The following is a 6,000-nucleotide window of genomic DNA, read 5'->3' on the forward strand; positions in this document are numbered from 1 at the left end:
GAAACTTAACCACGTCGTGCGAAGGTTGTGAAATGTCGTTCGATAGCGGCCCCCTCGACCGGTACATCAGCGCCGCGGTCGGCGACGATCCCGTCGTCGCGCGCGAGCTTCGCGCGAGCTTCGCCGCCGGCGCCCGCGACCTGGCCGACCTGATGCGCCGCGCGCGCTGCGATGCCAATTGGCGGGTCGCCGCGGAACGGCTGAAGAGCCTGGCGGCGACCTTCGGCATCGTCCCGCTGATCCAGATGGCGGAGGTCGCGATCGACGGGGCGCCGGGCGACCCCGCGATTCTGCGCGACATCAACGCGGCGATCGACAGTCTCGCCTGATCCCTGAAAGGTTCAATTGCCGTTCAGGCGGCGCGCTTCATGGAAATATCGATCCCGGTTGTCTTGCCTTGGCAACGCTACGGGTCTAGCCGCGTTGTGAACCGCGGCGGGCCCTCACTTGCGTCCAGGCAAGGCGGCCGTTTCTGAGGAGAGATTTCGATGTTCACCCGTTTCCGCCCGACGACCGCAACGGCAATGGCGGCCATTCTCGGCTGTTCGATGATGGCGATGGCCGCTCCGGTGGCGGCGAAGGAAAAGCCGAAGAAGGAAGAAACGGCGAAGGGGCCGCAACTCAAGCCCAGCAGCGGCTTCGTGCCGGCGGCGAAGAAGATGGAAGCGGCGGCGAAAGCGAAGGACGCCGCGGCGCTTCAGGCTGCGGTCGCCGAAGGACAGGCTGCCGCCTCGACCAATGACGACAAATATTTCGTCGGCTTCTACACGCTGCAGCTCGGCATTCTGAACAAGGATGAGGCTCTGCAGGCGCAGGGGCTCGATACGGCGCTCGATTCGGGCCTTGTTCCGCCGGCCGATGCGGGCCTCTATAATTTCTATTCGGGCCGCTTCGCTTATCAGAAAAAGGATTTTCCGAAGGCGATCACGCGCTTCGAAGCCGCGAAGGCTGCCGGATCGACGGAAGCGTCGCTGCCTGATTTGCTAATGGACAGCTATTTGCAGGGCGGCCAGATCGATCAGGGGCTTGCGGTGGCCAAGGCCGGGATCGAGGCCGCGCATGCCGCGGGCCGGATCGCTTCGGAGGATCTTTATGTTCGCCCCGCGAAGGCGCTTCAGGCCGCCAAGCGGACCGATGACCTGCTCGACCTTCTGACCCTGCGCGTGCGCGACTATCCGCAGCCGCAAATCTGGCGCAACACGCTCTATATCCTGTTGCAACAGGTGGGCGGCGACAAGGATATGAACCTCGACATCCTGCGCTTGATGCGCGCGACCGGGGCGATGACCGATCGCGGCGAATATCTGGAATATGCGGCACTCGCGACCGAGGCCGGCTATCCGGGCGAGGTCGTCGCGGTGATCAACGAGGGGCTCGCGAAGAATGTCTTCCCGAAGAGCGATGCCCGCTTTGGTCCGCTTCTCGCGTCGCAGACCGATCGCGCCAACGCCGACCGTTCGGCCCTGATCGCCGATGCGGGCAAGCCGGTGACGGCCGCCAACGCCAAGGCTGCGCGCGGCACCGCCGATGCACTCGTCGGTATCGGCGAATATGCAAAAGCGATCCCGATCTACGAGGCGATCGCGGCGACCGATCCGGTCGCGCAATATCGCCTCGGTGTCGCGCAGGCGCTCGCCGGCCAGTCAGATGCGGCGGCCGCGAGCTTTGCGAAGGTACAGGGTAATCGTGCGCGACTCGCGAAGCTCTGGACGATTCGCGCGCAGGCAAAGGCCGCACCGGCGGCGACTCCCGCCACCTGATCGCCTCGACGAACAAGAAAAGGGCGCTCTCCCTGGCGGGAGGGCGCCCTTTTCACGTCCGATTGATTTGCATCAGGTTTCGACGGGAATCCCCGCGAGCTGCTTGGCAGTGCGGATCGTCAACGACGTTTTTACGCTCGTGACGTTCGGGGCCGAGGTCAGATGCGCGGTCAGGAAGGACTGAAAGCTCTGCAAATCGCGGGCAACGACTTTCAGCAGAAAGTCGATCTCGCCGTTCAGCATATAGCATTCGCGCACTTCGGGCAGCTGCCCCACATAGTCCTCGAACGACTTGAGGTCGCTTTCCGCCTGGCTGCGGAGGCTGACCATCGCGAAGACGGTGATGCCATAGCCGAGCTTCGCGGCATCGAGGTCGGCGTGGTAGGAGCGGATCACCCCCGACTCTTCGAGCGCGCGCACGCGGCGAAGGCATGGCGGTGCCGTCAGGCCGACCATCTGCGCCAGTTCGACATTGGTCATCCGCCCGTTTTTCTGTAGTTCGCCGAGGATCTGCAAGTCGATCTGATCAAATTTCTGGGTCGCCATATTTGAAACATCCGCTTTCTTAAACTGCGGCGACCATAATATTATTTCAGCCGATTGCAATTGTCCCACAATGTGACGTGGATGGTGAAGCCCCTTTCATGACCGGGGGATTCACGCTAGCCGCTAATCAAATGCTAACCAACGAACAGGGTGTGGGGCCGGCTTTTCGTGACCGCTGACTCGATGATCGCGACCATCTTGCGCCAGGCGCCGCGGGATCGTCGCGCGGGTATCGCGGCGTGGCGCCAGATCTCCGATATTCTGGCGCAGCGCGGCAATCAACTGTCCGATGACGATGTCCGGCGCGCGCTGCACGCGCTGGTCGTGCTGCGGCCGCAGGTCCCCGAAAAAGTACGCCGCGACTGTGCGCTGGCGATCGCGCGGCATGGCCGCTTCGCGCCGCTCGTCGCTTTCTATGCGAACGATGTTCCCGCGGTCTCGGCGGCGATGCTGCAGCGCGCGCGCCTGCCCGAGGCCGATTGGCTCGCCGTCCTGCCCGCGACCGCCGCAACGGCGCGTTCGATTCTCGCCGGGCGCAGCGACCTGCCTGAAAATGTCCGGCGCGCGCTCGAAAGCCTGGGCGCGGGATCGGTCGCGCTGCCGCAGCCCGCGACCGCGGTTGAGACCGCAGCGGACGAGCTCCCGGTCGCAGCAGCCCCCTCCGCCGAACCTGTACGCGTGGCGGATAGCGCGCCGAGCCAGATCAGCGAGCTGGTTCGGCGCATCGACCGCTTCCAGTCGGCCCGCGCGCGTCCAGCGCCGCGCAAGGCGAGCAACGGCTTCCTGTTCGAGACGGGCCCCGACGGCCTGATTCGATGGGTCGAGGGCGTGCCGCGCGGCGCGGCGGTCGGTCTTTCGATCGCCGATGCGGCCTTCGGCGGCGAGCCCGGCGCCGACGGCGCGGCCGCTGGCGCTTTTCGCCAGCGCGCCGAGATCGTCAATGCGCGGATGATGCTGGAAGGAGCCGCAGCGGAGGCGGGCGAGTGGCGCTTTTCGGCGCTGCCCTGGTTCGACCCTGCAACCGGACAGTTTCGCGGCTATCGCGGCAGCGCGCGGCGGCCGCAGCCGAGCGAAATGCCCTATGGTCGCCCCGCGGTCACGGAGTCGGGCGATTCGATCCGGCAGCTCATTCACGAATTACGCAGCCCGCTGAACGCGATCTCGGGTTTTGCCCAGATCATCTCCGGGCAGATGTTTGGGCCGGTCAGCGCCTCCTACCGCGCGATGGCCGAAGCGATCGTCGCCGATGCCGCGGCGATCCAGTCGATCATCGACGATCTCGACACCGCCGCGCGAACCCCGCAGGTGCCGCCTGCAGCATCGCTGGCCGAAACCGCCGACCTGGGTGTGGTGATGACGCAGGTCGAGAGCGATCTTGGCGCTGTGCTCGCCGACCAGCGTGTCGACCTCTCCATTTCGCGGGTTGGCGGCCCGTTTCTCGCCCAGGTCGGCGATGCCAACTCAAGGCGGATGATTGGCCGCCTGCTGACCGCGCTCGTCGATATTTCGGAACCGGGCGCCGCGCTCGTCGGCCAGCTGGTGATCGAACCCGGCCATGACGACATGCTGCAGCTTCGGATCGTGCGGCCGCTTGCGATTCGCTTCGCGACCGCTGCCGATCTGCTCGATCCCGGCTTCAGCCCCGAGGGCGAGGCACCGGGAGCCGCCGTTCTGAGCCTCGGCTTCTCACTCCGGCTGGTCGACAGCCTGGCGCGCGGCGCGGGAGGACGTCTCGATATCGGTCATAACGCCTTGACCTTGCATCTGCCCTCGGCCAACCCGAGCACCGATAAGGAACGCGGCATCCAGCAGGGCGAATAGCGCGCCGGGCGGGTCGGGCGAAGGGGGCAAAGGTGCAGCCTGCGGGCAGTTTCCAGTCATATCCAGACGCCGCCGGGCTGATCGGGCTCGGCGACGGCGAACGCCCGCGTTTCTGGGTGACGATCGACACCGAAGAGGATTTCGACTGGTCGGCGCCGTTCGCGCGTACCGGATACCGGCTCGATTCCGTGCCGGCGCTCACGGATTGCCAGCGCTATTTCGAGCGTGCGGGGGTGACGCCCATCTATCTCGTCGATTGGCCGGTAGTCATGGACGAGCGCGCGGTCGCCATATTGGGCGACGCGCATGCAGGGGGGCGTTGCGACATCGGCGCGCAGCTTCATCCCTGGGTCACGCCGCCGCACGACGAGCCGGTGAACGAGCGCAACAGCTATACCGGCAATCTGCCGCCGGTGCTGCAACGCGCCAAGATGACGGCGTTGCGCGATGCGATCCGCGACCGGTTCGGAGTGGCGCCGACGGTCTATCGGGCCGGGCGTTATGGTCTAGGCCCCGATACCGCGACGATGCTCGCCGAGCTTGGCTTTCGATGTGATACATCGGTGCGCTCAGGGTTCGATTATCGCGGCGGACACGGCCCGGATTATCGTGCTGCGCCGCTCAAGCCCTGGTGGGTATCCACCGCGAACGGAGCGGTGCTCGAAATGCCGGTGACTACGGTCTTCGGCGGATTTCTGGGGCTGAAGGGAAAACGCCTCTATCATCGTATCGCGGGCAATGGACCGCATATTCGCGCGGCGCTCGCGCGGCTCGGGCTTGCCGAGCGGATCGCGCTGACGCCGGAGGGAATTCCCGCCGAGCGGGCTTGCCGCGCCATCGATATCGCGCTGGACCGAGGGCTGCCGGTGCTCAACTTTTCCTTCCACTCGCCATCGCTGCAGCCGGGCAACACGCCCTATGTCCGAAGCAACGCCGATCTTGAGCTTTTCTATCGCTGGTGGGATGTGGTGCTGGATTATCTTGCGCGGCGCGGGATCGAGCCGATCGACACCGCGGGGATATTGGCGATGGCGGAGTCCCGGGCGCCCGCGGCCTGAACCAAGTCGCTTGCCAACCGCCGCCGCGCTCCGCTATCGCCCGCTGACCCCCAGCCGGGTTTGGAAACGGGGGCCTGTAGCTCAATGGTTAGAGCTGGCCGCTCATAACGGCTAGGTTGCGGGTTCGAGTCCTGCCGGGCCCACCATTTTTAGAAAATACAATAAAATCAAACTATTATTACGTTCTTTCTGGATCAAGCCGGAATAGCTATGGAAAACTATATCATTTTTTCAGTGCTATAGGTAAGTTTCTCGGCTCTACGAAACGGTTTGGGGGTATTCTCGGCGATGTCGAGAAACCCTTACGTTTCCATTGTCCGTAACCGAACGTTGCAACTCCACGATCGGCGGTTTGCTTCATAAACTCCCTAAGACGATGCATCGCGGCACGCTCAATCCACGACGGCTTCGCGCCTCATATTGGATACTCTGAAGAACGTCAGAACGGGTTGAAAGGATAGTCTCGCTGGTGATCGTAATGTCTCCAACCGGCCATTCGCTCTTGGCGGGCGTTCGAGGCCAACGGAGCTGAATGAAACCAGCCCTACTCCCTTTTTTGGGAGCTATCGCACAATCCTGAGGCGGCGTGACGGGATGATTTAGATGGCAGATCGCTCGCCCCGCCGCGCCCTCCGAGTCGATCGGGAGCATATTTAGCATGCCTCTGAATGCCAGGGTGTCAAACGGCGTTCAAAAGGGACCCCCGATCGGCGTCGAAGAGGGACCCCCTTTTCGGATATGATGCTGGTTTGTTGAAGATGGCCTTGCGCTGCGTGCGGCGGAGGGCGGGCGTAGCCCGACCGGAGGCGCGCGCA

5 protein-coding genes and 1 tRNA gene are annotated in these 6,000 nt (G+C 64.3%); 5 read left to right on the top strand and 1 reads right to left on the bottom strand.

The features are described from left to right. Window positions 1-32: 32 nt before the first annotated feature. Both ACE3SL_RS13145 and ACE3SL_RS13150 read left to right on the top strand, forming a co-directional pair. A complete protein-coding gene (locus ACE3SL_RS13145) occupies window positions 33-329 on the top strand; it encodes an Hpt domain-containing protein (protein ID WP_374526187.1) in 297 nt (98 codons plus the stop codon). A 159-nt stretch (window positions 330-488) separates the two neighbouring features. Further along, complete coding sequence (locus ACE3SL_RS13150) at window positions 489-1,760, top strand: tetratricopeptide repeat protein (RefSeq protein WP_374526188.1); 1,272 nt, start codon at window positions 489-491, stop codon at window positions 1,758-1,760. A 72-nt stretch (window positions 1,761-1,832) separates the two neighbouring features. Here the strand turns inward: ACE3SL_RS13150 and ACE3SL_RS13155 are convergent, their stop codons facing one another. Then, window positions 1,833-2,306 (bottom strand): Lrp/AsnC family transcriptional regulator, encoded by a 474-nt coding sequence (locus tag ACE3SL_RS13155; protein ID WP_374526189.1) that lies wholly within the window; start codon window positions 2,304-2,306, stop codon window positions 1,833-1,835. Window positions 2,307-2,489: 183 nt separating this feature from the next. On the opposite strand from ACE3SL_RS13155, the gene ACE3SL_RS13160 reads away from it, so the two are divergent. From ACE3SL_RS13160 to ACE3SL_RS13170, 3 genes are all read left to right on the top strand, one after another. Beyond that, window positions 2,490-4,127: a histidine kinase dimerization/phospho-acceptor domain-containing protein gene (locus ACE3SL_RS13160; RefSeq protein WP_374526190.1), complete on the top strand. Its 1,638-nt coding sequence runs from the start codon at window positions 2,490-2,492 to the stop codon at window positions 4,125-4,127. Window positions 4,128-4,159: 32 nt separating this feature from the next. Further along, complete coding sequence (locus ACE3SL_RS13165) at window positions 4,160-5,185, top strand: polysaccharide deacetylase family protein (RefSeq protein ID WP_374526191.1); 1,026 nt, start codon at window positions 4,160-4,162, stop codon at window positions 5,183-5,185. A gap of 70 nt (window positions 5,186-5,255) precedes the next feature. Beyond that, window positions 5,256-5,331 (top strand) — tRNA-Ile (locus ACE3SL_RS13170). Window positions 5,332-6,000 lie beyond the last annotated feature (669 nt).

The organism is Sphingopyxis sp. (assembly GCF_041916015.1).
In the GTDB taxonomy this organism is placed as follows: Bacteria; Pseudomonadota; Alphaproteobacteria; order Sphingomonadales; family Sphingomonadaceae; genus Sphingopyxis.